Consider the following 26,802-nt stretch of genomic DNA (forward strand, 5'->3'; position numbering starts at 1 on the left):
GGATGAATTCTGGTTATGACCAGCGATCAGTCGCCGGTGGGAACGCTGGTCGCGTTCGAATCCTGCTGCGGTGTGCTGACAGCCGGTGCTTCGGCCTCGCTTCCACCCGTCGTCGGAACGGTGGAGCTGTTTTCGGCAGGTGCTGCAGGTGAATCGGACGTAATCGAGCCGCCGAGCTGATTGAGAATCCCCTGACCATCGGTCTGGGCGTTCTGCTCGATCTGGTCGAGAATGTCGGAAGGGTTACCCTGATAACGCGCCAGGATGCCGAGCCCGAGCGAAGTAATGAAGAACAGCGTCGCGAGAATCGCGGTCGTCCGGGTCAAAGCGTTGGCTGTGCCACGCGCTGTCATGAAACCGGAGCCGCCACCGATGCCGAGTCCACCGCCTTCTGAGCGCTGAATAAGAATGACACCGGCAAGCGCAACGACGATTATCAGATGTATTACGATCAGTACCGTCTGCATGGAAATCCAATCCAGCCCCGTTTCCATCGGGGCAATTCGTTTTTCTGGCGTTTCTGTACATGAGCCGCGCGCGCAATCCAACCCTTTTTTCAAAGGGTATCAAAGGCAATATTGTACTTTATAGGCCAGTAAGGATTTCTTCATAGGCATGATAGATCGCCAGGAAATCGGCTGCCTTGAGGCTGGCACCGCCGATCAACGCCCCATTGACGTGGGGAACCGACAACAATTCAGGCGCGTTTTGAGGTTTCACCGACCCACCATAAAGCAGCCGGATTGCCTCGCCGCGCGCTCCGAAACGCTCAACCAGATCTGCACGCATCCGGGCGTGAACCCGTGCGACATCATCTGCTCCCGGCGTCTGGCCGGTTCCGATCGCCCACACCGGCTCATAAGCAACGATCGTATTTTCAGCCGTGGCATCGGCCGGCATCGATTCATTTAATTGCCGGTGTATGACATCCATCGTTCGCCCGGCTTTGTGCTGGGCCCGTGTTTCCCCTATGCACACGATCGCCGTCAGGCCCTGATCATATGCCGCGCGCGCTTTCATAGACACGGTATAATTGTCTTCGCCATGCTCCTTGCGACGCTCCGAATGACCGACGATCACATGCGTGGCAAAACAATCCCTGATCATTTCGGCCGAGATATCGCCGGTATGCGCACCCGTTCTGGCCTTCTGATGGCAATCCTGTGCACCGACCAGAAGCTTTGTGTCCACGGTCAACGTCGTCGCCACATAAAGCAGCGTAGATGGTGGGCAGATCAGTGCATCAATCTTCTTTGACAACGGTCCGCTGACGCCATGTGCAATCGCCCTGATCTGATCCAGCTCGGAACGGGTGCCGTTCATTTTCCAGTTCCCGGCCACCATCGGGCGTATATCTGCAGCCATCCTGTTTGCCTCTCCCTTTACTGATAAGACAGACTATTACCACGAAGCTCAGGCCGCGTTCACCAGTTCGTCGAAATCTGACAGCACCAATCGGGTCTGAACGCTTCCTCTTGAGCCTGATTATCCACAATGGCTTTGCTTTAGGACAAAGTAAGGACAACTGGCCCGTGTCAGACACCAAATCGATTCAATGTCGATTTAAACGGATAATCGCCACAAACTGCCCCTTCCCAGAGGCACGACACCGGTCGCCAGCTAAAAAACTTTCCACATCCATTCTGCGACAATTTGGCACATCATCGCGTTGAGGGTGATAATTTGTCAAAATAGCTGAGTGATTCGCCTACAAGGCTTTTCATCGCACCTGTTTCTTTTGAAAGTCTGTCCGAAACCATGGATAATAACGACGATCTTTTTGCCGGCGCCAAGAAGCCCGCCCAGCAACGCCCGGCGGCCCCAGCGGAAGCACCGAAAGCTGAGCGCAGCAGACCGCAGCGCAAAAGCTCGGTCGATCCATCTGAGGATGGCGATTACGGCGCCTCCTCAATCCGCGTCCTGGAAGGTCTTGAGCCGGTGCGTATGCGCCCCGGCATGTATATCGGCGGCACCGACGATAAGGCACTGCACCATCTTTTTGCTGAAGTCATCGACAACTCGATGGATGAAGCCGTGGCTGGCCATGCGGACTTTATCGAGATTTACCTCGACACCGAAGGTACACTGACCGTTTCCGATAATGGCCGCGGCATACCGGTTGAAGAGCACTCGCAAGCACCCGGAAAGTCGACACTCGAAGTCATCATGACAAAGCTGCATGCCGGCGGAAAGTTCGACGGCAAGGCTTATGAGACCTCCGGCGGACTTCATGGTGTCGGCGTGTCGGTCGTGAACGCCTTGTCCGACTTTCTGGAAGTTGAGGTCGCGCGCAACCGCCATCTTTACCGTCAGACCTTCTCGCGTGGTGTTCCTCAGACAGAGCTTGAAGACTGCGGATCTATTCAGAACCGTCGCGGCACACGCGTTCGTTTCCATCCTGATCCGGAAATCTTTGGTCCGCGGGCAAAATTTGACCCGGCGCGCATTTTCCGGATGGCCCGTTCGAAGGCCTATCTGTTCGGTGGTGTTGAAATCCGCTGGTCTTGTGATCCTTCACTGGTTGAAGGGAAAGACGATGTTCCTGAAAAGGCCGTTTTTCACTTCCCCGGAGGTCTGAAGGACTATCTGGCCGCAACCATTGGCAAGGATTTCACGGTCACGCGTGAGATATTTGCTGGCAAGACCGAAAAGACCGGCGGCCATGGTGCGGTCGAATGGGCGGTTGCCTGGTATGGTGGCGACCCGAATGTGCACTCTTATTGTAATACTGTTCCGACGCCGGAAGGCGGCACCCATGAAGCCGGGCTGCGTCAGGCGCTCATGCGCGGCCTGAAAAACTATGCCGAAATGGTGGGAAACAAGCGCGGCGCCCAGATTACCACGGATGATGTGATGATCTCGGCCATTGGCATGCTGTCGGTGTTTATCCGGGAACCGGAATTCGTAGGCCAGACCAAGGACAAGCTCGCAACTGTCGAAGCCCAGCGCATTGTTGAAAATGCCCTGCGCGACCCTTTCGATCTCTATCTTTCCGACAACCCGGCAGAAGCGGAAAAGCTTCTGGAATGGGTCGTTGAACGTTCTGAAGAACGCCTGCGCCGCCGCAAGGAGCGTGAGGTCAATCGCAAGACAGCCGTCAAAAAACTGCGTCTTCCCGGGAAACTGGCTGATTGCTCCCAAAAAAGTGCAGAGGGCGCCGAGCTGTTCCTCGTAGAGGGCGATTCCGCTGGTGGCTCGGCCAAGCAGGCCCGGAACCGGACCAATCAGGCCATTCTGCCGCTGCGTGGCAAAATTCTGAACGTTGCAAGTGCCGGGCGGGAGAAGTTTTCGTCCAACCAGCTCCTCGCAGACCTCATCCAGGCGCTTGGCTGTGGCACACGGACAAAATATCGCGAAGAAGATTTAAGATATGAACGCATCATCATCATGACCGATGCGGACGTAGACGGCGCTCATATTGCCTCACTGCTGATTACGTTCTTTTACAAGGAAATGCCGGAGCTTATCCGTCAGGGACATCTTTATCTGGCAGTCCCGCCGCTCTACAAAATCACCCAGGGCGGCAAGACAGCCTATGCCCGCGACGACGGTCACCGCGCAGAACTGATGAAATCGGTCTTTACCGGTCGTGGAAAAGTTGAAATCAGCCGCTTTAAAGGGCTTGGTGAGATGCTGCCTGCCCAGCTGAAAGAAACGACGATGGATCCGGGCAAGCGGACCCTTTTGCAGGTCAATATCGATGAGATTGACTTCGAGGGAACAAAAGTCGCCGTCGATGACCTGATGGGCACGAAGGCAGAAGCGCGCTTCCGCTTCATTCAGGAAAACGCCGCTTTTGCGGAAAATCTCGATATCTGACATCCCTGTTTTATCTGATCTGACCGGGCACGCACGAACCGTCAGCTTGCCCGGCAGCGAACAGAGAATTATAGTCTCGGACCAAATCCGATAGAGGCCGACAGAATGGTGAAACGACGCAATTTCCTTCTTGCTGCGGGTCTTGGACTGGCCGCGGCAAGCGGGTCCTCACGTGCTGAGCAGGATGACATGACGCCCGCTGATACTCCCCAGCCATCCAGAAACGGTATCGCTCTGGCGCTGGGCGGCGGGGCAGCCAAGGCGTTCGCCCATATTCCCTTTCTTGAAACGCTTGATGACATGGGCATTCGCCCGCAGCAGATTGCCGGCACATCCATGGGCTCGATCATCGGTGCGCTTTATTGCGGTGGGATGTCTGGCCGCGGAATTCGCGAGTTCGCGCTCGAAACATTTTCTGGAGGCCCCTCGCTTTTCAAGCGGCTGCTTCTGGACACAGGCGATAATTGGTCTTCACTCTTCAACCTGTTTCGTCCGGCGGTTATCGAGCCGGAGGTCTTGCTGAAGTCTTTGTTGCCAGAGGGTTTTCCGGACCGGTTTTCCGATCTCGACATTCCCCTGAAAGTCGTTGCCACCGATTTTTACGGCCAGTCACAGAAGATCATGAGCGAGGGACCTCTGCTTCCCGCGATTGCCGCCTCGTCTGCACTACCGGTTCTTTTAACCCCCGTTCGTGTGGACGGGCGCGTGCTCATTGACGGTGGTTTTGTAAACCCGACACCGTTCGATATCCTTGATTCCAGCCGCTATGCGACAATCGGTATTGATGTGACGGGATCGGATGATGAGGATACCGGCGAAATTCCAAGTTCCATGGATACGTGGACCGGCTCAATGAGCATAACACAGCATTCGATCGTTCTCGAAAAGCTTCAGACCAGTCAGCCGGATCTCTTCATCGCACCGCCTGTGGGACAATTCGAGACAATGGACTTTTTTGAAATTGAAGCCATTCTTGCCGCGGCGAGCGAGCAGCAGGATGTCTTCAGACAGGGCGTTGAAAGCATTCTGCAAAATCAGCCTTAGCCCGTTCAGACTAAAAATCAGGACCGGAACGAAACGACAGATTGGACCGCAACATGTCAGAGCCCCGCCGGAGCAAGCGATATCGCTTCAGTTTCTTCGCTTTCTCGCTTGGCCTCGTATTTTTCGCGGCATCGCTCACGCCATCGCTGATCCCGCGCGGGTGGGTGCTTCAGGGCATACTGGCAGGGCTTGTCATGGCGCTCGGCTATATGATTGGCCGGTTTCTGGTTTCGCTCTGGCGTGGTATCGAAATACCAGAACCAGAGGGTCGTGTTGCAATCTGGGTTCATGGCATCATTGTCGCAGCAGCACTGGGTCTTCTGGTCTTTTGCCTTTACATGGCAACCGATTGGCAAAACTCGGTTCGGATTCGCGTTGGCATGGAACCGCTTGACGGCAGTTCCAGCTTCGGCATCCTTGGGCTTGGACTAGCGGTTTTTCTGGTTCTTTTTGCCATTGGCCTCGGCTTTCAGCGTATTTTCGATATGCTACGACGCCGGCTTTACCGTTACATAGCACCCCGTGCAGCCAATGTGCTCGGCCTGGCCGTCGTTCTCAGCGTTGTGTTCCTTGCTTCCCGCGACTGGGTGCTGCCGAATATCGTTGTCTTCCTGGATGATTCCTACGAAACCGCACAGGATCTGTTTGACACGGCTCCGCCTGCTCCGACAGATCCACTGATCCCAGGCAGTGCGCAATCGCTTGTCAGCTGGGAAGCAATGGGGCAACCGGGACGCAACTTCGTCACCGGCGCTGACACCGCAGCCGACATTGAAGCCTTCTCGGGTCGCCCGGCAAAACGCCCGATCCGCGTTTATGTCGGCCGCGCTCAGGATGATGACCCGAAAGAGCGTGCCCGACTGGCGCTCGAAGAGCTGAAACGCCTCAATGCTTTTGATCGCAAAGTCCTTCTGGTCGCCAGTCCAACCGGCACCGGCTGGCTGGATCCGGGCGCGCACGAAACACTCGAATTCATCGAAAACGGGGATATCGCGACCGTCGCTGTGCAATATTCCTACCTGCAATCCCCTCTGGCGCTGGTGATAGAAACAGCTACCGGCCTTGATCAGGCAACAGCGACAATGCAGACGATATACGATTACTGGCTGACATTGCCGGAGGATGACCGTCCGCAGCTGTTCATGCATGGTATCAGTCTCGGCGCCTGGTCGTCGATGTATTCCTTCAATGTCTTTCAGATGATGAACCAGCCGGTGGCTGGTGCGCTGTGGGCCGGTCCGCCCTTCCCGTCTGAAATCTGGCGACAGACTGTTGCGGCCCGCAACGAAGGCACGCCCTACGTATTGCCGAAGGTCGGCAATAATGAAGTCGTTCGTTTTTCCTCGCAGTATCGCACACCGGAATCCGAAGGCAACGCATGGGGCAGGATCAGAATTAATTTCCTCCAGTATGCCTCAGACCCGATTGTCTTTTTCGAGCCGGGTGCATTCTGGTTCGAACCGCAGTGGATGAAAGAAAAGCCAGCACCTGATGTATCACCGAAGCTGCGCTTCATGCCGGTGGTCACCCAGTTTCAGCTGGCGCTCGATATGGCACTGGCCAAGGCGCTGCCAGCGGGATACGGCCACAACTATGTCGCACGTGACTATATCGACGCATGGGTTGCCGTTACAAATCCGGAAAACTGGACGCCAGAGATGACGGAAAGGCTGAAATCGATCTGCAATCTTGGAAAAGATATGGGCTGCGAGATTCCCTGATCCGGAGCCCATTCTTATCCTTTGTTCAGCCTGTAAGCTGCAAGACTGCGCTGCACGCTGCCGAATATCCGATTAAGGCGCACGCAGATCCGCTCGCCAACAGTGATATCGTCTGCGAATTTATATCGTGTGCCGATATCACTGGAAAGCGGGCTGGCCGTATCGACATCGAAATCAGCGAAAACCGGATATGGCAGAATGCCGAACACCGCGACACCATGGGCGTAGCTGCGATCCATCATAATATCAATCGGCGCGAACAGCTGACGGCAATAACCCGCAAGCGTCTTCGCTGCCTGCCGCGATATCAGGTAGGCCGCCGTATCAAGCGGACCATACGCAAAACGCACGCATTGGCGGCCACCTGAAAGGCTTTGCATTTTCTTCTGCGGCCGCTGTTTTTTACCACTCAGTTTCAAAAATCCGATTTCCTGAAGGTCGGTTTCATTCAGAATGTCCGCCAGGTTCGCGCTGAAAACGGCATCGTCTTCCATAATCAGGTAATAGTCGGCTTCCGGATCCTCTGCGAGCTGATCCCACAGCGTGATGTGGCTCGCTGCACAGGCCTTTTCCGTCTGCATCATCGCCCGTCCTGTGAAACGGCGCGCCTGTTTTTCATCATAAGTCAGAAAGTTTTCATCCAGCGTATCCGGAGTAATGGCTGAAAAAACCTCGACCGCCATGCCCACCTGATCTGCCTGTGAGAAGAAGTGCTCGCGCCGAAACGTGTTCTTCTCAACATTGATGACAAAGGCCTTGATGCGGTCCGCTTTCGCCATTGTGGGTTCCTGCCTGACTTCGAGATATACGATTTGCGCCCTTTTCCTATTGCAAGGCGGTTTTAAGAGCAATCGCAACTCGTTCTCAAAGAGGCATGCGGCCCGGCGCTGAGGTATCAGGATGAAAGAAACTGATGGAAATCGGTCACACTCAAAGCACCAAGTTTAAATTTCCCGCTTTTGTGACCATTGATTTCTTTGAACCGGGGACCCGCTCAGCTACAAGCCAGTTATAAACTGCATATTCCCTTTTAGTTATGAGGCTTTGATGTTCATCGATAAAACGGTGTCACGCCGGGCGTTTCTCCTCGGCACACTTTCCGCCACAGCAGCGCTTGCAGGGTGTGTCAGCACACGCGATGGCATGAGCCCATCCGGCAAACCACTTGTTGCAGGCACGCCCTACACGGAAGCCGAGCTGAATGCGATGTACGGCCCGCTTGAAGACAACGGATACATGATTCCGGCTGTTCCGTGGCAACAGATAGCCCCTCAGTACTATCGTCAGCGGGTCGATTATGAAACCACCGAAGTTCCAGGCACCGTGATCGTCGATACACCGAACCGCTTCCTTTACCTCGTCGAGGAAAACGGAAAGGCCATGCGCTATGGTGTCGGCATTGGTCGCGCAGGCTTTTCCTGGGGTGGCAACGGTGTGATCAAATGGAAGCAGGAATGGCCGAAGTGGTTCCCGCCGCAGGAAATGATCGAGCGCCAGCCCGAGCTGAAAGAATATTCCGAGAAGAATGGCGGCATGCCGGCCGGACTGATGAACCCGCTCGGTGCACGCGCGCTTTACATTTTTGAAAATGGCAAGGACACGCTCTACCGCGTTCACGGCAACCCGGAATGGAATTCCATCGGTAAAGCCGTTTCTTCAGGCTGCATCCGCATGCTGAACCAGGATGTGATCGATCTTTATAACCGCGTCGACAATCTGCCGGTCAAGATCGTCGTCATTCAGTAAAAGCATATTCAAACCGGCGCTCCGCTTTTCAAAGCGCCGGTTTCTTTTTCAAGCCCCACTGAACTGGGCAGCGTGAAGCCGGGCATAAGCCCCGCTCTCTTTCAGCAAGTCATCATGCGTTCCGGTCTCGATGATCCGCCCACCTTCGACGACAGCAATACGGTCGGCATTTTGGATTGTTGCAAGACGATGGGCGATCACGAGCGTCGTGCGCCCCTTGGCAAGTTGGTCAAGCGATGCCTGAATAGCCCGTTCCGTTGCAGTGTCGAGCGCCGAAGTCGCCTCATCGAGAATCAGAATTGGCGGATTTTTCAGAAACATCCGGGCAATAGACAGTCTCTGCTTCTGCCCGCCTGAAAGCTTGACACCACGCTCCCCAATAACAGTTTCCATCCCTTGCGGCAGCGCCTCAATCACTTCATCCAGCCGCGCATGCCGGGCTGCTTCAGCGATTTCTGCATCACTGGCATTGAGCTTTCCATAGGCGATATTCTCGCGAACCGTTCCGCCGAACAGGAATACATCCTGCTGCACAACGCCGATATGTGAGCGCAGTGAGGCCAGCGTAATATCGCGAACATCGGTCCCATCGATCAGGATCGCGCCATCCGTCACCTCGTAAAAACGTGGCAACAGCGAGCAAATGGTTGTTTTGCCCGCGCCGGATGGGCCCACGAAAGCAATCGTCTCACCGGCACGCACCGAAAGGCAAATCTCTTTCAGCGCGGGGCGGCCATTCACCGCGTACCGAAATCCGACATTGTCGAAGACGATATCGCCGAGGACCATTTCTACCGGTTTTGCATCCGCCCGGTCTGCAATATCGGGTTCTGTATCAATCAGTTCGGTAAAACTCTTAAAGCCGGCAAGCCCACGCGGATAGAGTTCAATCATCGCGTTGATCTTGTCGACAGGGCGCATGAAGACGTTGACAAGAAGCAGGAAGGAAATAAAGCCACCTTCAGTCAGTTCACCGCGGATCACAAACCATGCTCCGGCGACCATAACCAGCATCTGCACCAGACGCATGCCCATATAGGACAGCGATAGGCCAGCGGCCATGTACCAGTAGCCTTCAAGCTTGGTCTCACGGTAACTGTGGTTGTCAGCCTCAAACAAGGCCTGTTCATGGTCTTCATTGGCGAAAGCCTGAACCACACGCATCCCGCCAACATTTTCCTCGATCCGCGTGTTAAAACCCTTCACGCGGCGGAAAATCTTTTCCGCATTGACGGTCATGCGCTGGCCGAAATGAGTAATAACCCAGATGATCAGTGGTGCGACCAGCGCCGTCAGGAGGGCGAGTTCCAGATTCGTCACAGCCATCAGCACGAACGCGCCGACAAACGTCATGAGAGCCAGGAATACATCCTCAGGCCCGTGATGAGCGATCTCGCCGATATCTTCCAGATCCTTGGTCAGACGGCCAACCAGATGTCCGGTCTTGTTGTTGTCAAAAAAAGCGAAAGAAAGCTTTTGCACATGCGCGAAGGCCTCACGGCGCATATCGGTTTCGATATTGATCCCAAGCCGGTGCCCCCAATACGTGACAACTGTCATCAGGCCGGTATTGATAAAATAAACGCCCAGCAGAATAAGCGCCGCAATGGAAATCAGCATCCAGTTATGACCCGGCAAAAGCCTGTCGACAAAGATCTGCACCGCGACCGGAAATCCCAGTTCCATCAGCCCCGACAAGACAGCAAAGCCAAAATCCAGAATGAAAAGCCCGCGATAAGGCCGGTAATAGGAGAAAAATCTACGAATCATGAAACTGGCACCGAGTGGGATGAACTGAGCTGAGGATCGGCAAGGCTGCCGCCGCCGAAACGAATTTTGGCGCTCCTACCGGGATGTACCCTGCCTCTTGCAAAACGGCAAGAATGACCAAACACGACACAAAACTGTTACATAAGCGTGGAAACCGCCGATGATCGCTTGCAACGCGCGCTAACTCAGGCATGCTGATTATCAAGGAGCCGGTTACCAGGGCACCTCATGGCGGAACCGGCAACTAAGGAGGGCAGGCATGGACATTCGCCGTATGAAAGTCTGGATGCTGGACACACCATTTGATGACCAGCCGCCTCTTGCCCCGGATGATACGAAGCCGGACTGTCTCTGTCTGCCTGTGACAGGGTGCCAAAACCTCTCAGAACGCGTTTCGACGCTTCGTACGCTTCTGCCTGCCCTGCCCGTTTTCCTGATCTGTGACCCGATTTCCGAAGCCTACAATGTCTCGGCCTTCACGGCTGCGGCCAGCGCTGCACCGGATGGCATCATTCTGCGCGGCGTAGAACATGCAGCGCGCATTCAGATGGCAGAAACATTGTTGCGCGTCGTCGAAGCACGAAACGGACTCGACGAAGGGTCCATCGCACTGATCGCGATGATCGGAGATAACGCTGGCGGACTTCTGAATGCCGGTCAGTTTAGTCATCGCCTGGAGCGGTTGATCGCGCTTGGCTATGATGCCTTCACGCTGGATGGCCAGCGTAACGGTGACGACAAAGCCAGCGACAGTATGCGCTACGGCGCTGTGGCTACGATGCTCGCGGCGCGGCGCCTTGGCATACCGGCCATCGATTTCACCGGCAGCACTGTCGAAGCAAGCCTTTATGAAAGTGATTGCGAGCGCGCCGCGCGTTCCGGTTTTGCCGGAAAACTTGCAGCGCACCCCGCACATATTGGAATGATCAAACAGGCGTTCGGAAACGCCTGATCAGCACTCTATGCGGGACGCTTCATCATGAACGGCTCCCCGCCATCGCAATAATCCATGTACCCCATGCGGGCCAGAGGACGCACTTTCTGCATATCCAGAATCCCGTCTTTCAGCGCTTCGTCACGAATATGAATGGCCACAACCTGGCCGAAAACGAGCTTGTTGGGGGAAGCTGCATCGTCCAGCGTCGGAGGATCCATAATCGTTGTCATCCGGCATTCCAGCGCCGCATATGCCTCACCGACAAACGGCGCATTAACCAGTCTGCTGTTTACCGCGGTCAGCCCCGCGGCATCAAACTCACTGACCTCGGCAGCCAGCGGAGCGGATGAGATATTCATCTGCTCTGCAAGATCCCGACTTGCCAGACTGACCGTGAAAACGCCGGTTTCCGCGATATTGCGTACACTGTCTTTGATGCCGCTTGACGAAAACATTACGACTTTTGGCTGGTCCGCCACAGCGTTGAAGAAAGAGTATGGTCCGAGATTATCGTGTCCGTCCGCGCTGCGCGATCCGATCCAGCCGATCGGTCGCGGCGATACAATGGCTTTGAATGGATCATGCGGCAGGCCGTGGCGATTTTCACCGGTTTCATAAAACATGGCTTAAAATGCTCCGCGCCAGGTCACAACATCTTCCAGCGCAGGGCGAACACGTTCAAACGGAGCCTCGGTGCGCGTGCCGATATGCACGAAACCTGCAACCTTCTCTGTTTCTTTTACGCCAAGCGCTGGCCAGGCACGATTATCGAATGCATACCACTCGGAAAGCCAGTTTGCACCGTAGCCAAAAGCGTTCGCTGCCAAAAGCAGATTATGGCACGCAGCACCAGCAGACATGATCTGTTCCCATTCCGGGATCTTGGGATGGACAGCAGCCCGGCTGATAACCCCGATCACGAGTGGTGCACGTGTGAAGCGGCCACGTTCAAGCGCAAGCCGTTCATCTGACGCCTGAGGATCATCGGACATGACGATTTGTGCAAGTGCGTCGCCAGCCTTTGCGCGTTCTTCTCCCGCATAAACAATAAAGCGCCATGGGGCCAGTTTACCATGATCCGGCACACGCGACGCGATTGTCAGCATCTCTTCAACCTGTTCACGAACCGGCGCCGGCTCATCAAGTTGAAGGACGGGTGTCGAGCGACGGCTTTTCAGAAAAGAGATCAGTTCGGGATTTTTGGAGTTCAAGACAAACCTCATTCACGCAATTTACGGCCCGCACCCTTGAAAATGCCACGAAATTCAGGTCAGTACACAGGCAAAACGCCGCTTCTTCGACGAGTTTTTGTTGGAGCAGGCAACGAACAAATGGCATCATGACAGCCGCCATTAAGACGGTCAGAATGATGTCTTCTGAAGTGAACGCTTCCGACAGGCAAGTCAACCGGCGAACAGCATGTACCCTCACCCTTCACCTATCCGCGTCTTTCTGAGAACAACATCAACATTGTTTCTGGCGTCTGTTCTGCTGGCATTTGTGCAGCTGACATCAGCCACGGCGCAGACCACATCACCCTTCGCGCAAATGGGAGGAGCAAAAAGGGAAAGTGTTTCGGTCTCCCTTCAGGCCGCACTCAGTGAGGACGGAGCGCCGATTGAAGATGGCCTCGTCTGGCGGGTCTTTGAAACTATTCCGGATGCCGATGGTCAGCTCTCTCTGGTTGCCTCGGCTGAAGGCGGTTCGCAGACAATGACCCTGCCGGCAGGCACCTATTTCATCAATTGCACATTCGGGTATGCCTCAACCACGCGCAAGGTTTCACTGAAAAATGCGGGGGAGACGGAAGAACTGTCTTTCGACCTGAATGCCGGTGGCCTCGTATTGCAGGCTACTCTTGGAGACGACCGCCCGACGGACCCAGAAAAATTGCGCTTTGCGATTTACAGCGGTGAAGGCGAAAACCGCAATCTGGTGCTCGACGACATAAAACCGGACACAATCGTTCGCCTGCGTGCCGGAACGTATGACATTGTTTCCACCTACGGCAGCTTAAATGCTGAAACCCAGGCCCGCCTGAATGTCAGAGCAGGCAAGGTGATCGAGGCGACACTGAAACAGAAAGCTGCAGTCGTAACGCTTAAACTGGTTTCGAAAAGCGGGAACGAAGCGATCGCCGATACGGCGTGGACGGTTCTGGGCGCTTCCGGCGATATGCTTCTGGAAAGCAAAATCGCATCTCCGTCCATGATCCTGGCGGAAGGGAATTATACCGCTATCGCGCGTAATCAGCAGGATGTGTACGAAAAGTCATTCACCGTCAGTCCCGGCCCTGCACAGAATGTCGAGTTAATTCTGAACCTTGACAAAGCCACAATGGACGATGAAATTACAGATTGATACAATCTGTAATTTGCAACCGGGACATTGCGGTGAAAGCTTATGTTATAAACCTTGCACGCCGCACTGATCGTCTTCGCTATATCAGTGGTGAATTCTCACAGGCAGGATTAAGCTTCGAGCGCGTGGAAGCTGTAGACGGTCAAACGCTGTCAGATGATGATATCCGGCTTCATCGGGCTTATCCGGACGGACTTTGCTATAAGCTGAACCGCGCACATATCGGTTGCCATCTCAGTCACAAGCTGGCCTGGTCAAAGTTCCTGCAAACTGCAGAGCCCTTTGCCGCGATTTTCGAAGATGACGTTCATCTGGGCAGAGGGATCGCGGAGTTGCTTGAAACAGCGAAAGACTGTTTCCCCGAAAAGGCCCATGTCATAAAGCTCGATACCTGGGGCACACCGATCAGGCTCTACAAAAATGAATCGCATCCGCTTGAAACGAGACAGCTTTTCAGGCTCGCCGGAAGACACTATGGCGCTGCTGGCTATATTGTTTCGCGCGAAGGCGCAAAGTGTCTGCTCACCAATAGCGGCAAGCTCTCATTCGGCGTCGATGCTCTGCTCTTTGACCCCCGCCTTCCCTTAAAACCTGCAATTCGGGTTTTCCAGCTCGATCCTGCAATTGTCGGGCAGGACAATCTGAGGGGTATACCCGAAAACCTGTACCAGAAACTCACATCAGACATCGGAAATCAGACGGAATGCGCCGACAAGTCTTACGGATGCTCGCCGTGGCAGATCGCAAAGAACAGAATGAAGGACCGCCTGCGCGCTTTCAGGATGGTTGCAGAAAGAGTTCTCAAGCGCACCGTTAAAAGGGTCATCTGCTTCGAATAAAAAAGCCGGAGCACTGGGCCCCGGCCTTTTTTTTCATTCTCACCGTTACTCAGCGGCTTCAGCAAGCAAGCGCTTCCTGTCGGGCGGCGTTGCTTCATCTACAAGCATTGCCAAGGCATCATTCAGCGACATCGAAACCTGATCGCGCGAACCGAGACGGCGTATATTGACGGTTTCTTCTTCCGCCTCACGCATGCCGCACACCAGAATAACCGGAACCTTGCCGACCGAGTGTTCGCGGACCTTGTAGTTGATCTTCTCATTGCGGAAGTCAGTTTCCACGGAAAGACCAGCCGCCCGAAGTTTTTTGGCGACCTTGCGACCATAGTCGTCAGCTTCCGTCGTGATTGTTGCAACAACGACCTGAAGCGGCGCAAACCAGAGCGGCATGTGACCGGCATGGTTTTCAATCAGGATGCCAAGAAAACGCTCAAGCGATCCGCAAATTGCACGATGCACCATCACCGGCTGGCGTTTTTCTGATGCAGCATCAATATAGAATGCACCGAAACGTTCCGGCAGATTGAAGTCCACTTGCGTGGTGCCGCACTGCCACTCACGGCCGATGGCATCTTTCAGGGTATACTCGAATTTCGGACCATAAAATGCGCCCTCACCCGGCAAAATCCCGGTTTTGATGCGGCCACCCGACTGTTCCTCGATCGTCTTCAGAACCTCGGTCATGATGGCTTCGGCATGATCCCAGCTTTCGTCGGATCCAACGCGCTTTTCCGGGCGGGTCGACAGCTTCACAACGATCTCGCCGAATCCGAAATCCTCGTAAACCGACAAAATGAGATCGTTGATCTTCAGGCATTCCTCGGCGAGCTGCTCTTCGGTGCAGAACACATGTGCATCATCCTGAGTAAAGCCACGCACACGCATCAGACCATGCATAGCACCGGAAGGCTCATAGCGATGAACAACACCGAATTCGGCATACCGGATAGGCAGTTCACGGTAAGACTTAAGCCCGTGCTTGAAGAGCTGAACATGCCCCGGGCAGTTCATCGGCTTCAGCGCAAAAACGCGTTTATCCTCAGCCTCCTCATCTGCACAGGAAACGGCGAACATGTTTTCGCGATACCATTCCCAGTGACCAGAGGTCTTCCAGAGTGCCGTATCAAGAACCTGCGGGGCATTCACCTCCTCATAGTCACCTTCCAGGCGGCGACGCATGTAGGCGGTCAGTGACTGGAACATACGCCACCCCTTGGAGTGCCAGAAAACCGTTCCCGGTCCCTCTTCCTGAAAATGGAAGAGGTCCATCTCACGCCCAAGACGGCGATGATCACGCTTTTCAGCCTCTTCAAGAAAATTCAGGTAGGCATCAAGCTGCTTCTTGTCGGCCCACGCGGTTCCGTAAATACGGGTCAGCATCGGATTATTGCTGTCACCGCGCCAATATGCACCGGCGACTTTCATCAGCTTGAACGCTTCGCCGATTTGCCCGGTCGACGTCATATGCGGACCACGGCAAAGATCGAACCAGTCACCCTGGTGATAGATTTTCACATCCTGATCAGCGGGAATTGCGTCGATGAGCTCGACCTTGTAGGCCTCCCCTTTCTCCGCGAAAACCTGCTTGGCTTTGTCACGCGACCAGACTTCCTTGGTGAAGGGAGCGTTGCGCTTGATGATTTCCTTCATTTTCTTTTCGATCTTGGGCAGATCGTCAGGCGTGAAAGGAACCTCACGGGCAAAGTCATAATAGAAGCCGTTTTCGATAACGGGGCCAATGGTTACCTGTGTGCCAGGCCACAGCTCCTGCACAGCTTCAGCCATCACATGCGCTGCATCGTGGCGGATCAGTTCCAGAGCACGGTCATCCGTGCGCGTTACGATCTCAATACGACCGTCGGCAACCGGATCGGCAAGGTCGCGCAGCTCGCCATCAAGCGCTATCGCGACGGCTTTCTTGGCCAGCGACTTGGAAATAGACTCAGCAACGTCGTGGCCGGTGGTGCCAGCTTCGTATTCGCGCTTTGAGCCATCAGGAAAAGTAAGGGAAATCTGGTCAGACATATGTCACTCCTTAAGCCAGTCCCGCCAACGAATGCGGGTGGACGTCATTGCCTTTCATAAAGAAAGGCGAACTAAGCGAAGTCGCTGAATAGAGAAATTTTGGCAGTCCGTAAACCCGCAACCTTGAAGGGTTCATTCGGACATGGCCAGTCGCGCCTCTCGCATGGAAAGCACCGCTGCGACAAAGAAGCAAAAAGCACCAGCCCAAAGGTTGGCGTTGGAGAGCGGAACAATCCAGTCAGCTTCTTGACCGTGTGGAACGTAGGCCAGCGTGGAGGCGACCATAAAGAAGATACACCCAACGAAATTCACCATTACGATCCACCACGCGATTTCTTTTGGCTTGAAGGCAAAATGCGCGTGGCATGTTTCCATCACCGCAAAATAAGCAGAAACCAGAAACAGCACCGAACCAATCATGCCCGGAAGCCAGATCACAACATCCTGAGCCACCCAGCCAGCCGGTGCCTTGATCGCATCAAACGTATTGAAATTAAACGCAATCGTGCCAACGAACTGGGTGATCGCACTCAGCCAGCCAAGACTGCCGGGCTGCCATCCCAGCAAAGCTGGCCGTATGCGAGCACCACTCGACGCGTCTTCCAATGAAAAGACTTTGGCATTGGCCGCCTGGAAGTTCTGCAGAAAGCCTGCCGTGGTAAACGGGATAGATCCGGCAAAAAAGGTGATGTTCGCCGTCAGCGCCGAGATCTTCATTATATGCTCTGGCATCAGCGCCATAACGCTGCCCAGCATAAAAAGGAACGAGCCTGTGGCAAAGATCAGCCCCATAACCCAGTTGTAGCCATAGCTTTGCCAGATTGGTGTTTCATCGGCTGCAATCAGGCGGTCACGCGGCCTGAGGCCTTTCCTGTGATCGCGGGCACGCCAGATGATGTGATGGCCCTGATGATGGTAACTGCGGAATGTGATGAAGCCCAGCGGACCCTTCTCATCGCCGTGCGCGGCACCTTCCCCCTGCACTTGCTGCTTCATTTCACGGAGCCTTTTACTGAACCGGCCTGCCACACGACTTTCATGCGTCTGTTCCTAGCAATCAGAATTTCAGGCTTCAGGATTGAGTGCGAACCAATCAGTCACCGTTTTTTCCGCTTTCCAGCTTCATATAGTCAAGCGGCAGTTCTGTCGAAAACTTGATCTGCTCCATCGCAAACGATGATGACACATCCCGGATCTCAATCTTCTCGATGAGCTTTTTGTAGAAAGCGTCATATGCCCCAATGTCAGGAACGACGACGCGGAGAAGGTAATCGACGTCACCGCTCATCCGGTAAAATTCAAGAACCTCCGGGAAACCGGCGATAACCTCTGAGAACCGGCGCAGCCATTCCACCGAGTGCGTATTGGTTCGGATGGCGACGAACACGGTGACGTTTGCATTCACCTTTTCAGGATCGAGGAGCGCCACGCGGCCTTTGATGACACCCTCTTCCTCCATCTTCTGGATCCGGCGCCAGCAAGGGGTCGTCGAAAGCCCAACCTTCTTTCCGATATCGGCCACCGCAAGCGTTGTGTCGGACTGCAAAAGGCGCAAAATTTTTCTGTCCAGACGATCCATTTAACCTCTCCATGAAAATTTATTCTTTTCATAGCAGATTCTGAACGGATTGGAAGTCTGTCTTCAGTCAGCCAGTTCACGGACAGCCGTTTTCAAAACGGGTAGCACTTCATCTTCGAACCATGGATGCTTCTTCAGCCAGGCAGTGTTGCGCCAGCTCGGGTGCGGCAGAGGCAAAACCCGCCGTTCCTGATTGGTGAAATAGAATCTGCGCCATTGCCGAACAGTTTCCGTCAGGGTTTTCTCGCACCCGGCACCAAGGTGCCATTTTTGTGCATATTGTCCGATCGCAATCACCAGACGCAGCTGTGGCATGGCTGACATAGCTTCCATGCGCCATGCTGGAGCGCATTCTTTGCGTGGCGGCAAATCATGCCCCTTGTCATTATACCCCGGAAAGCAGAACCCCATTGGCAGGATTGCAAAGCGGTCCGGATCATAAAACGCGTCACGGTCAACACCGAGCCAGTCACGAAGCCGATCGCCGGAACGGTCGTTAAAAGGCAAGCCACTTTCGTGCACACGCAGTCCGGGCGCCTGCCCTGCAATCAGGATTTTGGCGGAGGAAGAAAGCGTCGCAACCGGTCGGGGCTCATGCGGCAAGCGCTTTTCCGAACCACCGGAAGGGTTGTCGCGACATATCCGGCACGCTTTGATTCTGCAGGCCAGCTCTTCGGTGTTCATTTTGATGCGCAAATCGTCTCCTGCAGGAAGCATAAGGGCGATCCGGTTTTAAACCTGTTACCGCCAGCTTAAAAAACAAGGCTAACAAAGTGTTGACGGGAAGCATTTCTTAACAATTCGTTCTTAAGGTGGAAAGCATGGAAAGACGGGGAAGCCATGCTGCAACGGTTCAAAGCAATGACGGGTCTTACACACGCGACACATCGGTTCTTAACACTGAAACCGGCGCATCTTCACGAGGCGGCCGGAGAGAGCGTTGCTACGAATGACCCGAACGCACTTAGAGATCAGCTTCTGAGCGTGGAAAACAATATCGTTGTGACTATGGCCCTGATCGCAATCGCGACCGGCGGGCTCTTCTATCTCGGGCACCCCGCCACCATGATCGTTGCCTGGGCAGTCATAGCACTTGCGCTGGCAGTTGCAGGTTACGGCATCTGCAGAAAAGCCAGAAATCTCGAAGGAAAAACAGTTTCGCTTGAAAAATGGTCCATCCAGATCACTGCAGCACTCTGGCTGGTATCAGGTGGCTGGGCACTTCTGGCATGGTTTCCGTGTGACAGTTGCTCGGCAGTTGCCTTCCCCTTTTTCAAAGGCGCGATGGTTCTGGTTTCCCTGACCTCGCTTACGCTCAGTGCAGCCCTGATACGCCATGCGACATGGCATGTGTTTGCACCATCGATCCTGACGTTCAGCATCGCCGCATTTCTAGAAAAACGCCCGGCAGATGTCGCCTTTGCGACCATTCTGGCTCTGGTGGTGGTTTTCATTGCATTCATACAGTCAAAGCTGCATGAAAATGCCAGAGCGCTTCACGAAGCAGAACGCGAGAAAGACGCTGTCAATCAGGCACTGGCTTTCAGCATCAAGCAGACGGAAACGGCGGCAGGTGCCGCGCGTACCGCCAACCGCTCGAAGGCGGCATTTCTGGCGGCAATGTCGCATGACCTTCGCACACCGCTCAACGCGATTATCGGCTTTTCCGAGGTCATGAAAGACGAAATGATGGGGCCGGTCGGCAATGCCCATTACGCCAGTTACGTTGATGATATTCACAGATCCGGGCGCCATTTGCTCGATATGATAGATGGCGTTCTGGATCTGTCACGGCTGGAGGCTGGCGGCTATTCACTCCACGAACAGACGATCTACCTCGCCGATATCGTGGAAGCCTCAATTGCCATGGTGCGCCCGGAAGCCGAGCGGCACTCGATCAGGATATTTCACGAGCACGATCACAACATGGCACCGCTGCTTGCCGATGAGCGCGCCCTGAAACAAATCCTCGTCAATCTGCTTTCAAACGCCATCAAGTTCTCGCCGGACAATACTGAAATCGTCATTGGCTCAGGCTGGACGGAAAACGGCGGGCAGCTGCTTTGTGTTCGTGACTATGGCAGCGGCATGGATCATGACACGCTGGAAAATGCCACGATTGCATTTCAGCGCGGCACCGATGCGCATCAAACCGAAGGCGTTGGCCTCGGTCTTTCCATCGTTCACCAGCTTGCCCTGGCACATGAGGCCGAGCTGATGCTTGAATCTGAACCCGGCAAAGGCACACTGGCTGTCGTCAGCTTTCCGATGAAGCGCGTTGCTCCCTGTCCGGCTGACATGCTTGAGGACAGTAAAACCGGCCTGAAAATGCCGGTACGCCCCGCAGAAACTTTGCCATTTGAAGCCGATAGTCTGGAAATTGAGGCGTCCGACCTTTCTCTGGAGGCCACACCCGATACCGCGACTGAAAGCCTTGTGAGCCAAGCCAGCCAATGGCACCATTCAGGTGCCAATGACGACAGCACTGATGCGCTCGCACTGGATGCACTGATTGAAGCGGAAATTGTCGCCGCACTCGACACTGAAGCTCGAGAACGCGCTCGTGAAGCGGCGAATGCGGCTTAAAGCATCGGGCGATACTTACCAGTCGCCTCCAAGTTAGCAGAGATTGACGAAAACGAATGACGACTTACCCAGAAATCGAAACGGAAAGGCTCCACCTAAGACCGGTCGCGATGGCGGACTGGCCGGATTATTGCGCGCTCATGCAGTCTGAACGTGCCTGTTTCATGAACGGACCGCATTCTGTTTCCGGAGCCTGGGGGATGTTCTGCCACGATGTTGCACAATGGGAATTGTTCGGTCACGGCGCATTGATGTTCCATCTGAAAGACAAAAGCGATTGTCTTGGTCAGGTCGCCATTAATGCCGGACCTCTGTTTCCCGAACATGAGCTTGGCTGGCTCGTCTATCCGCACGCTGAAGGCAAAGGCTATGCTGGTGAAGCCGCAGCGGCAATGCGCGACTGGGCATTCAACACGTTTGGACTGAAAACACTTGTAAGCTACATTGATCCTGACAATCAGCGCTCAATCCGGCTCGCAGAGCGCCTTGGCGCTATGCGCGATGATGCTGCAGATCGCCCGGCACCGGAAGATCTGGTTTACCGCCACATACGGCCTTAATGCACAGGCATGGAAGGGCGAGCTGGCTGAACCCTGGTGGTTCGATTCCGGCATTTGGTTCCCTTTCCGCACGCGCTTATCCAAATGCCGAAATCAAAAGAACCGCTAGCCAAGTTTATGTTTCTAGTGGAATTTTTGAATTTGACATTTGAAACGATCACTGACGGCAGGCGGGATTCAAATGTCAAATTCATTCCACTAGAAAAAAACGACGGCAATTGCATAAATAAAATTGCAGCAGATCAGGCAGAATGTCGCAAAAGACCCGAGATCCTTGGCGTGCTTGCCTTCGACCGAACGCTCCGGCGAGACACGGTCGACCAGTTCTTCGACCGCCGTGTTCAGCGCTTCAGCTGCAAAAAGTGCGAACATCAGAATGATGAAGACCATGAACTGTGTCGCAGTCGCGCCAGCCAGAAAAAACACGATCACGCCAATCACGAACCCAAGCAATTCGTGTCGGAATGCCTCTTCTCTGAGCAAGCGCACAAATCCCTGAAAAGAATACCGGCTGGCAGCGATCAGATGACGAACGCCTTTTTCCTTTTTGACGGGACCGTTCGTCATGGGTCTACCTCTTCGCTATCCAGACAGGATTTGTCATTCCAGATACAGAAGCGCCGCCAGAGGCGGCGCAAATCCGGTGCAATCTGCCATTTATGCGTGACACTTCTAAGACATGATAGCGTTCTGATTTTACTTTAGGAACTGCGGTTCGTAACCCCAGCCTCCTCAAACGTCGCCATGCCTGTGTGGCAGGCCGCTGCAGATTTAACGAGACTTGCGGCCAGTGCTGCTCCTGTCCCCTCACCCAGCCGCATACCAAGTGCCAGCAGTGGTGTCTTTCCAAGTTTCTGGATCAGTTTGAGATGTCCGGGTTCTGCCGAGACGTGTCCAATCAGGCAGTGATCGAGCGCTGAAGGGTTGGCCGCTTTCAAGACCGCAGCCGCCGCGGTCACGACGTATCCGTCGAGCAGCACCGGCACCTTTTGCATGCGCGCGGCAATGATGGCTCCGGCAATGGCAGCGAATTCGCGCCCGCCAAGCCGGCGCAGCAACTCCAGCGGGTCTGAGAGATGGTCCTTGTGAAAGGCGACCGCCTCTTCGACAACAGCAATCTTGCGCTCCAGCATATCACCTTCGGCGCCGGTTCCCGGACCGACCCAGTCAGCCGCTGAACCACCATAAAGGCCATAGCATATTGCGGCTGCAATCGTGGTGTTCCCAATGCCCATTTCGCCGAGACAAAGCAGATCGACACCACCAGCCACTGATTCCATGCCATAGGCCATGGTTGCCGCACAGTCCCGCTCAGAGAGCGCCGCCTCCGTCGTGATATCGCCTGTCGGATAATCAAGTGCGAGGTCAAAGATCTTCAGGCTGAGATCGACATTCGCACAGATCTGGTTGATCGCCGCTCCGCCTGCCGCGAAATTCTCCACCATCTGTTGTGTGACCGTCGCCGGATAGGGCGAAACACCTTTGGCTGCGATACCATGATTGCCGGCAAAAACAGCAACCATTGGCCTGTTTACAGCCGGTGTGCGGCCACTCCACGCAGCCAGCCACATCGCGATCTCCTCAAGCCGGCCAAGTGAACCCTCCGGCTTGGTAAGCAGTCCATTTCGCTTCCGTGCAGCGGAGAGTGCCGATGTATCAGCCCCCGGAAGGGCCTCAAGCAAAGCGCGAAAATCGTCAAAAGGCTGGCCGTTTGCAGTCATGGCTGGAAATCCTCAATGCGGGCATGGCGGACGACGCAGTCTTCCGCCGGAAATGAATTTGATAGGTTTCATAAATTGCAATAAGCCGGTTCTCAACATAAAGCCGGAAAAATCAATCCGACAAACGGGAAAGAACCACTTGAAAAAAAGAGGCCTCATTTCAGACCTTGCCGAGGCGACGGCGTTTCTGACGCGGCTTCCGGTTCCCGAACGCCTGTTTTATCAGGAACATTCTGGCTCTGATGCTTCATGGGCCTTCCCGCTGGCAGCAGTTCTCGCCGTTCTGCCTTCTGCCGCTCTTCTTCTGCTCATTTCAACGATTGGCGGCAGCACCGCACTCTCCGTATTTCTGGCACTTTGCCTCTACGTTCTCGTCACGGGCGCTTTGCACGAGGACGGTCTGGCCGATTGCGCGGATGGTCTGTTTGGTGGCAAGTCCAAAGAAAATGTACTTGCGATCATGAAAGACAGTCGCATCGGCACTTATGGTGTGCTGGCACTCGTTTTCTCGGTCGGACTTCGCCTCATCGCTCTTAGCCATCTGGCGGGGTCGTCGGGCACAGGCTTTGCTGTCGGTGCGCTGATCTGTGGTGCTTCGGCCGGACGTGCGCTGATGCTCGCGCACTGGTCATTCATTCCGCCAGCAAAAAAAGACGGCGCGGCCGCAGCACTCGGCCAGCCCGTTCTTAGCACACTGCTTTCAGGCCTCTTCGCCCCTTTCTTGCTGCTCGCGCTTCTTGCTGTCCTGACCAATTCCATTCCGGCGGTCAGCCTTGCCGTTCTGGCTTCCGGCGTCGCAGCGTTTATGTTCTCGCGTTTCGCGAATCGGCGCATTGGCGGCCATACCGGAGACACGCTGGGCGCCACAGCACAAATCGGCGAGTGCGTCTTTCTTGCAACCCTTGCCATTTTCCTCTGAAGCCCGATATTCCAGCAAGGCTTTAGACGGGACACAAAGGAGATCCGCCTGTGCGCCTTTTCTGGATTCTGACGGCTGTTGTCGCGATTGGCACAATCATGCTGATGGTCACTGGCAATGACGGCACGACGCTTGGGATGAACAGCGACGATTTTGCTGAAGGGCTTTGGCTGGTGCCGATCCTGCTGCTCGTTTCAGCCGGTTTCCTGCAAAGCCGGCGGGATATGGGGGAAATGGTCAGAAACCTCCTGATCTGGATCGCTATCCTTCTGGTTGTGGCAATGGGCTATATCTTCCGACACGATTTTCAGGATATCGGCACACGGCTGATGGGTGGTCTTGTGCCTGGCATGGCCGTAACCACCACCGCGTCCGACGGTCGGCAGCAGGTGGTCATTGGCAAGCGTCGCGACGGACATTTTCAGGTTTCAGCCCGCGTCAACGGAACGGAACTTCCCATGATGGTCGACACAGGCGCAAGCCGCATTACCCTCACTGAACGGGATGCGGAAAAAGCCGGAATAGCAGCCAGTTCGCTGAGCTATACCGTGATGGTTCAAACTGCGAACGGCACAGCGATGGCCGCGCCGGTGAAACTGGATGAAGTGACAATCGGCGGCATTACCCGCCGCAACGTCCCGGCAATGGTGGCAAGCCAGGGCCGGCTTTCCGAAAGCCTGCTGGGGATGAGTTTCCTGTCCACCCTTTCATCCGTCGATATGCGGGCGGATGAACTGCGCCTTACGGACTGACAATCGATTACATCAGTGCATAGAAGAAGCGTGCAGAAATTGTCAGCAGGAACAACCCGAAAAGTACACTCAGCTGGCGGTTTGTGAGCGCGTGAGCTGCCTTTGCACCGAGGGGGGCGACAAGCATTGTGATCGGAATAATCAGAAGCACGGCGGCCCAGTTGATGAACCCGGTTGAAAGCGGAGGCAGGCCCGCACGCCCCCAGCCCCCCCAGATGTTGCCAACAATGGTCGGCAGTGCAATCAGGATTCCGACCCCCGATGAGGTCGCAACGGCCTGGTGCATCGGTCTGTTGTAAAGCGTCATGAATGTGTTGTTGAGCGTGCCGCCGCCAATACCGATCAGGCCAGACAAAAGCCCGATCAGTGTACCACAGCCGAACAGCGCCGGGTTCTTAGGAAGATCATTGCCAAGACGCCATTGCGAAGACTTGCGATAAAGCATCTTCAGCCCAATCAGCAGCGTGATGACTGCAAATGCGCCTTTCAGAACATCTGCGGGCGCATAAGCGATAACAAAGGTCGACAACACGGCCCCCAAAGGCACAGCGACCACCCACCGGCGCAGCACACTCATATCCACAGCACCGCGCCTATAATGCGCCTGAAACGACCTCAGAGATGTTGGAACGATGATCGCAAGCGACGTACCAACACAAAGCTGCATGCGAACGGCTTCATCGACACCAGCCAGCGCGAAGGCCTGATAAAAGACGGGGACAAGAACAGCGCCGCCGCCAATACCAAAAAGTCCGGCCAGAAATCCAGCCACACCACCTGCCAGAATCAAAAGAACAACAAGCTGCAGAACCTCGGTGATGGGCGGCATGGAGTGGACCTCTCAAATGAAGGATAGATGCGTGACGCTCATACAAAATGGGAATTCACGAGAAACGCAAGCCCGGTTTGTCATCAAAGCGTGATCTTTTTAGCTTATCTGAATTCTTGGGCAAGCTCAGAAGCCGGCACCCTTCCGGGCATCGGTCTTCTGTTGAGATTTCAGATCAGCTTTTGCTATTGCCCACACTATTATCGAGGTTCTTGTTCAAAGACTTTTATTGACCTTTTGATATTTAAAGCCAAGTTTTTAGCCGACCCTTTCCGGGTCGGCTTTTTTCTTCCCCCAAAGCGCTCTGTCCCGCAAACGCAAAACGCCGGAAGACATATCTGTCCTCCGGCGCTGTTCGGAATATTTTTCCGATCCCAAAGAAGGCTTCAACCGTCGAGATCGACATCCAGAATTGCCATCGAGAAGTTGAAGGAGCGATCGCCATCCTCGTCGTCGAGATAGACAACGCCAACGAACTCATCTTCACGATAAACTTCGCAGGAATCATCTTTACGCGGGCGCGCCCTGACCGCAAATGCAGGACCGAACATGCGCTTGAAATAGGCGTCGAGCTTTTTGATTTCATCAGGCTTCAAGGTGGAAACTCCGTTTGGTCTGTCGGTTGGTGCGCTTGTGCCATGCAACAAACGGCGATGCAAACCCTGCGGACGATTTTCCTCCGCAGTCTTCCTTATGCGACACGTCGCTGCTTTGGTCAGTTTTCCGAAATGATCAGCTGATCCATCGAACGCGCAGGGTCGGAACAACCGGCCGTCCCGATCACCTTGGCAGGCACGCCCGCCACTGTGCTGTTTTCCGGAACAGGTTTCAAAACGACTGACCCAGCAGCAATGCGAGAGCAGTGACCAATTTCGATATTTCCAAGGACTTTCGCCCCTGCCCCGATCAACACACTATGGCCAATCTTCGGATGCCGGTCACCGGTTTCCTTGCCCGTGCCGCCAAGTGTTACCCCCTGCAGGATAGACACATCGTCACCGACTGTGGCCGTCATACCAATCACCACGCCGGTTGCATGATCGAGAAAAATGCCCTTGCCCATCCGCGCTGCGGGGTTGATATCAGTCTGAAAAACGCTTGATGAGCGGCTTTGCAGATAAAGCGCGAAATCCTCTCGCCCGGTATTCCACAACCAGTGCGCCAGGCGGTGCGTCTGGATAGCGTGAAAGCCTTTGAAGTAAAGCACCGGCTCCATGAAACGTGTGCAGGCGGGATCGCGGTCATAAACAGCCTGAATATCAACACGCAGGATATCGCCCCACTCCGGCCAGTCCGCACACATCTCATCAAATGTCTGTCTGAGAAGAATCGCCTGAACATCTGGATGATCCAGACGTTCACAGATCCGATAGATCACACAGTCTTCAAGCGACTTGTGATTGAGTATCGTCGAATACAGGAACGCCGCCAGAATCGGATCCTTTTCCAAAGCCTGTTCGGCTTCGGCCCTCAGACTGGCCCAAATCGGGTCAATGGATTTCAGATTCTGGTCGCGGCTGGTCTTTTCCGGTCGTGCGGCCATCATGGCCTCCTGTGTTTCCGGCAGATAACAATGTCCGGCGAATATAGATCA

The 26,802-nt window shown here is 54.7% G+C and carries 26 protein-coding genes; 11 read left to right on the top strand and 15 right to left on the bottom strand.

Annotation, left to right across the window (positions count from 1 at the left end; translation table 11 throughout):
• Window positions 1-26: 26 nt before the first annotated feature.
• Both secG and tpiA read right to left on the bottom strand, forming a co-directional pair.
• The gene (gene secG / locus EDC90_RS07450) at window positions 27-467 is read right to left on the bottom strand and encodes a preprotein translocase subunit SecG (protein WP_132310095.1); all 441 of its coding nucleotides are present in this window, start codon (window positions 465-467) and stop codon (window positions 27-29) included.
• Between the two features lie 118 nt (window positions 468-585).
• Window positions 586-1,365, bottom strand: coding sequence for a triose-phosphate isomerase (tpiA, locus tag EDC90_RS07455; protein WP_132310097.1), 780 nt, complete (start codon window positions 1,363-1,365; stop codon window positions 586-588).
• A gap of 393 nt (window positions 1,366-1,758) precedes the next feature.
• Here tpiA and parE point away from each other — a divergent pair, with 393 nt between their 5' ends.
• From parE to EDC90_RS07470, 3 genes are all read left to right on the top strand, one after another.
• Entirely contained in the window at window positions 1,759-3,819 is a 2,061-nt protein-coding gene (parE, locus tag EDC90_RS07460; protein WP_132310099.1) for a DNA topoisomerase IV subunit B, read from the top strand.
• Window positions 3,820-3,924: 105 nt separating this feature from the next.
• The gene (locus tag EDC90_RS07465) at window positions 3,925-4,863 is read left to right on the top strand and encodes a patatin-like phospholipase family protein (RefSeq protein WP_132310101.1); all 939 of its coding nucleotides are present in this window, start codon (window positions 3,925-3,927) and stop codon (window positions 4,861-4,863) included.
• Between the two features lie 53 nt (window positions 4,864-4,916).
• Complete coding sequence (locus EDC90_RS07470; RefSeq protein WP_132310103.1) at window positions 4,917-6,584, top strand: alpha/beta hydrolase; 1,668 nt, start codon at window positions 4,917-4,919, stop codon at window positions 6,582-6,584.
• A gap of 14 nt (window positions 6,585-6,598) precedes the next feature.
• On the opposite strand, the gene EDC90_RS07475 is transcribed toward EDC90_RS07470, so the two are convergent.
• Window positions 6,599-7,363, bottom strand: a complete 765-nt coding sequence (locus EDC90_RS07475; RefSeq protein ID WP_132310105.1) for a glycosyltransferase family 25 protein — start codon at window positions 7,361-7,363, stop codon at window positions 6,599-6,601.
• A 268-nt stretch (window positions 7,364-7,631) separates the two neighbouring features.
• Here EDC90_RS07475 and EDC90_RS07480 point away from each other — a divergent pair, with 268 nt between their 5' ends.
• On the top strand, window positions 7,632-8,330 hold the full coding sequence (locus EDC90_RS07480; protein WP_132310107.1) for a L,D-transpeptidase: 699 nt from the start codon (window positions 7,632-7,634) through the stop codon (window positions 8,328-8,330).
• A gap of 48 nt (window positions 8,331-8,378) precedes the next feature.
• On the opposite strand, the gene EDC90_RS07485 is transcribed toward EDC90_RS07480, so the two are convergent.
• Window positions 8,379-10,100: an ABC transporter ATP-binding protein gene (locus tag EDC90_RS07485; protein ID WP_132310109.1), complete on the bottom strand. Its 1,722-nt coding sequence runs from the start codon at window positions 10,098-10,100 to the stop codon at window positions 8,379-8,381.
• Between the two features lie 259 nt (window positions 10,101-10,359).
• On the opposite strand from EDC90_RS07485, the gene EDC90_RS07490 reads away from it, so the two are divergent.
• Window positions 10,360-11,052: a hypothetical protein gene (locus EDC90_RS07490; RefSeq protein WP_132310111.1), complete on the top strand. Its 693-nt coding sequence runs from the start codon at window positions 10,360-10,362 to the stop codon at window positions 11,050-11,052.
• 8 nt (window positions 11,053-11,060) lie between these two features.
• Here EDC90_RS07490 and EDC90_RS07495 read toward each other — a convergent pair whose 3' ends face one another.
• Entirely contained in the window at window positions 11,061-11,660 is a 600-nt protein-coding gene (locus EDC90_RS07495) for a flavin reductase family protein (RefSeq protein WP_132310113.1), read from the bottom strand.
• 3 nt (window positions 11,661-11,663) lie between these two features.
• Window positions 11,664-12,248, bottom strand: coding sequence for a nitroreductase family protein (locus EDC90_RS07500; protein ID WP_245510979.1), 585 nt, complete (start codon window positions 12,246-12,248; stop codon window positions 11,664-11,666).
• A gap of 208 nt (window positions 12,249-12,456) precedes the next feature.
• On the opposite strand from EDC90_RS07500, the gene EDC90_RS07505 reads away from it, so the two are divergent.
• Together EDC90_RS07505 and EDC90_RS07510 are read left to right on the top strand one after the other, a co-directional pair.
• Complete coding sequence (locus tag EDC90_RS07505) at window positions 12,457-13,398, top strand: hypothetical protein (protein ID WP_132310117.1); 942 nt, start codon at window positions 12,457-12,459, stop codon at window positions 13,396-13,398.
• 32 nt (window positions 13,399-13,430) lie between these two features.
• On the top strand, window positions 13,431-14,237 hold the full coding sequence (locus EDC90_RS07510; RefSeq protein ID WP_165972773.1) for a glycosyltransferase family 25 protein: 807 nt from the start codon (window positions 13,431-13,433) through the stop codon (window positions 14,235-14,237).
• 45 nt (window positions 14,238-14,282) lie between these two features.
• Here EDC90_RS07510 and thrS read toward each other — a convergent pair whose 3' ends face one another.
• The 4 genes from thrS to EDC90_RS07530 all read right to left on the bottom strand — a co-directional run bounded on the left by thrS (window position 14,283) and on the right by EDC90_RS07530 (window position 18,558).
• Window positions 14,283-16,262: a threonine--tRNA ligase gene (gene thrS / locus EDC90_RS07515; protein ID WP_132310121.1), complete on the bottom strand. Its 1,980-nt coding sequence runs from the start codon at window positions 16,260-16,262 to the stop codon at window positions 14,283-14,285.
• Between the two features lie 132 nt (window positions 16,263-16,394).
• Window positions 16,395-17,258, bottom strand: a complete 864-nt coding sequence (locus EDC90_RS07520) for a hypothetical protein (RefSeq protein ID WP_132310123.1) — start codon at window positions 17,256-17,258, stop codon at window positions 16,395-16,397.
• Between the two features lie 97 nt (window positions 17,259-17,355).
• A complete protein-coding gene (locus EDC90_RS07525; RefSeq protein ID WP_132310125.1) occupies window positions 17,356-17,841 on the bottom strand; it encodes an Lrp/AsnC family transcriptional regulator in 486 nt (161 codons plus the stop codon).
• 63 nt (window positions 17,842-17,904) lie between these two features.
• On the bottom strand, window positions 17,905-18,558 hold the full coding sequence (locus tag EDC90_RS07530) for a uracil-DNA glycosylase family protein (RefSeq protein ID WP_432419995.1): 654 nt from the start codon (window positions 18,556-18,558) through the stop codon (window positions 17,905-17,907).
• Between the two features lie 144 nt (window positions 18,559-18,702).
• Here EDC90_RS07530 and EDC90_RS07535 point away from each other — a divergent pair, with 144 nt between their 5' ends.
• Complete coding sequence (locus EDC90_RS07535; RefSeq protein WP_165972774.1) at window positions 18,703-20,427, top strand: sensor histidine kinase; 1,725 nt, start codon at window positions 18,703-18,705, stop codon at window positions 20,425-20,427.
• Between the two features lie 56 nt (window positions 20,428-20,483).
• On the top strand, window positions 20,484-20,987 hold the full coding sequence (locus EDC90_RS07540; protein WP_132310129.1) for a GNAT family N-acetyltransferase: 504 nt from the start codon (window positions 20,484-20,486) through the stop codon (window positions 20,985-20,987).
• Between the two features lie 198 nt (window positions 20,988-21,185).
• Here the strand turns inward: EDC90_RS07540 and EDC90_RS07545 are convergent, their stop codons facing one another.
• Entirely contained in the window at window positions 21,186-21,554 is a 369-nt protein-coding gene (locus EDC90_RS07545; RefSeq protein WP_132310131.1) for a diacylglycerol kinase, read from the bottom strand.
• A 134-nt stretch (window positions 21,555-21,688) separates the two neighbouring features.
• On the bottom strand, window positions 21,689-22,708 hold the full coding sequence (cobT, locus tag EDC90_RS07550; protein WP_132310133.1) for a nicotinate-nucleotide--dimethylbenzimidazole phosphoribosyltransferase: 1,020 nt from the start codon (window positions 22,706-22,708) through the stop codon (window positions 21,689-21,691).
• Window positions 22,709-22,847: 139 nt separating this feature from the next.
• Between cobT and cobS the strand changes: the two genes are divergently transcribed.
• Both cobS and EDC90_RS07560 read left to right on the top strand, forming a co-directional pair.
• Complete coding sequence (gene cobS / locus EDC90_RS07555; protein ID WP_165972775.1) at window positions 22,848-23,627, top strand: adenosylcobinamide-GDP ribazoletransferase; 780 nt, start codon at window positions 22,848-22,850, stop codon at window positions 23,625-23,627.
• Window positions 23,628-23,677: 50 nt separating this feature from the next.
• Window positions 23,678-24,379, top strand: a complete 702-nt coding sequence (locus tag EDC90_RS07560; RefSeq protein ID WP_132310137.1) for a retropepsin-like aspartic protease family protein — start codon at window positions 23,678-23,680, stop codon at window positions 24,377-24,379.
• A gap of 7 nt (window positions 24,380-24,386) precedes the next feature.
• Here EDC90_RS07560 and EDC90_RS07565 read toward each other — a convergent pair whose 3' ends face one another.
• The 3 genes from EDC90_RS07565 to cysE all read right to left on the bottom strand — a co-directional run bounded on the left by EDC90_RS07565 (window position 24,387) and on the right by cysE (window position 26,751).
• The gene (locus EDC90_RS07565; RefSeq protein ID WP_132310139.1) at window positions 24,387-25,208 is read right to left on the bottom strand and encodes a sulfite exporter TauE/SafE family protein; all 822 of its coding nucleotides are present in this window, start codon (window positions 25,206-25,208) and stop codon (window positions 24,387-24,389) included.
• A gap of 386 nt (window positions 25,209-25,594) precedes the next feature.
• Window positions 25,595-25,804, bottom strand: a complete 210-nt coding sequence (locus tag EDC90_RS07570) for a DUF3126 family protein (protein WP_132310141.1) — start codon at window positions 25,802-25,804, stop codon at window positions 25,595-25,597.
• Between the two features lie 119 nt (window positions 25,805-25,923).
• A complete protein-coding gene (gene cysE, locus EDC90_RS07575; protein ID WP_132310143.1) occupies window positions 25,924-26,751 on the bottom strand; it encodes a serine O-acetyltransferase in 828 nt (275 codons plus the stop codon).
• Between the last annotated feature and the right edge of the window lie 51 nt (window positions 26,752-26,802).

Source organism: Martelella mediterranea (assembly GCF_004342225.1).
Taxonomy (GTDB): domain Bacteria; phylum Pseudomonadota; class Alphaproteobacteria; order Rhizobiales; family Rhizobiaceae; genus Martelella; species Martelella mediterranea_B.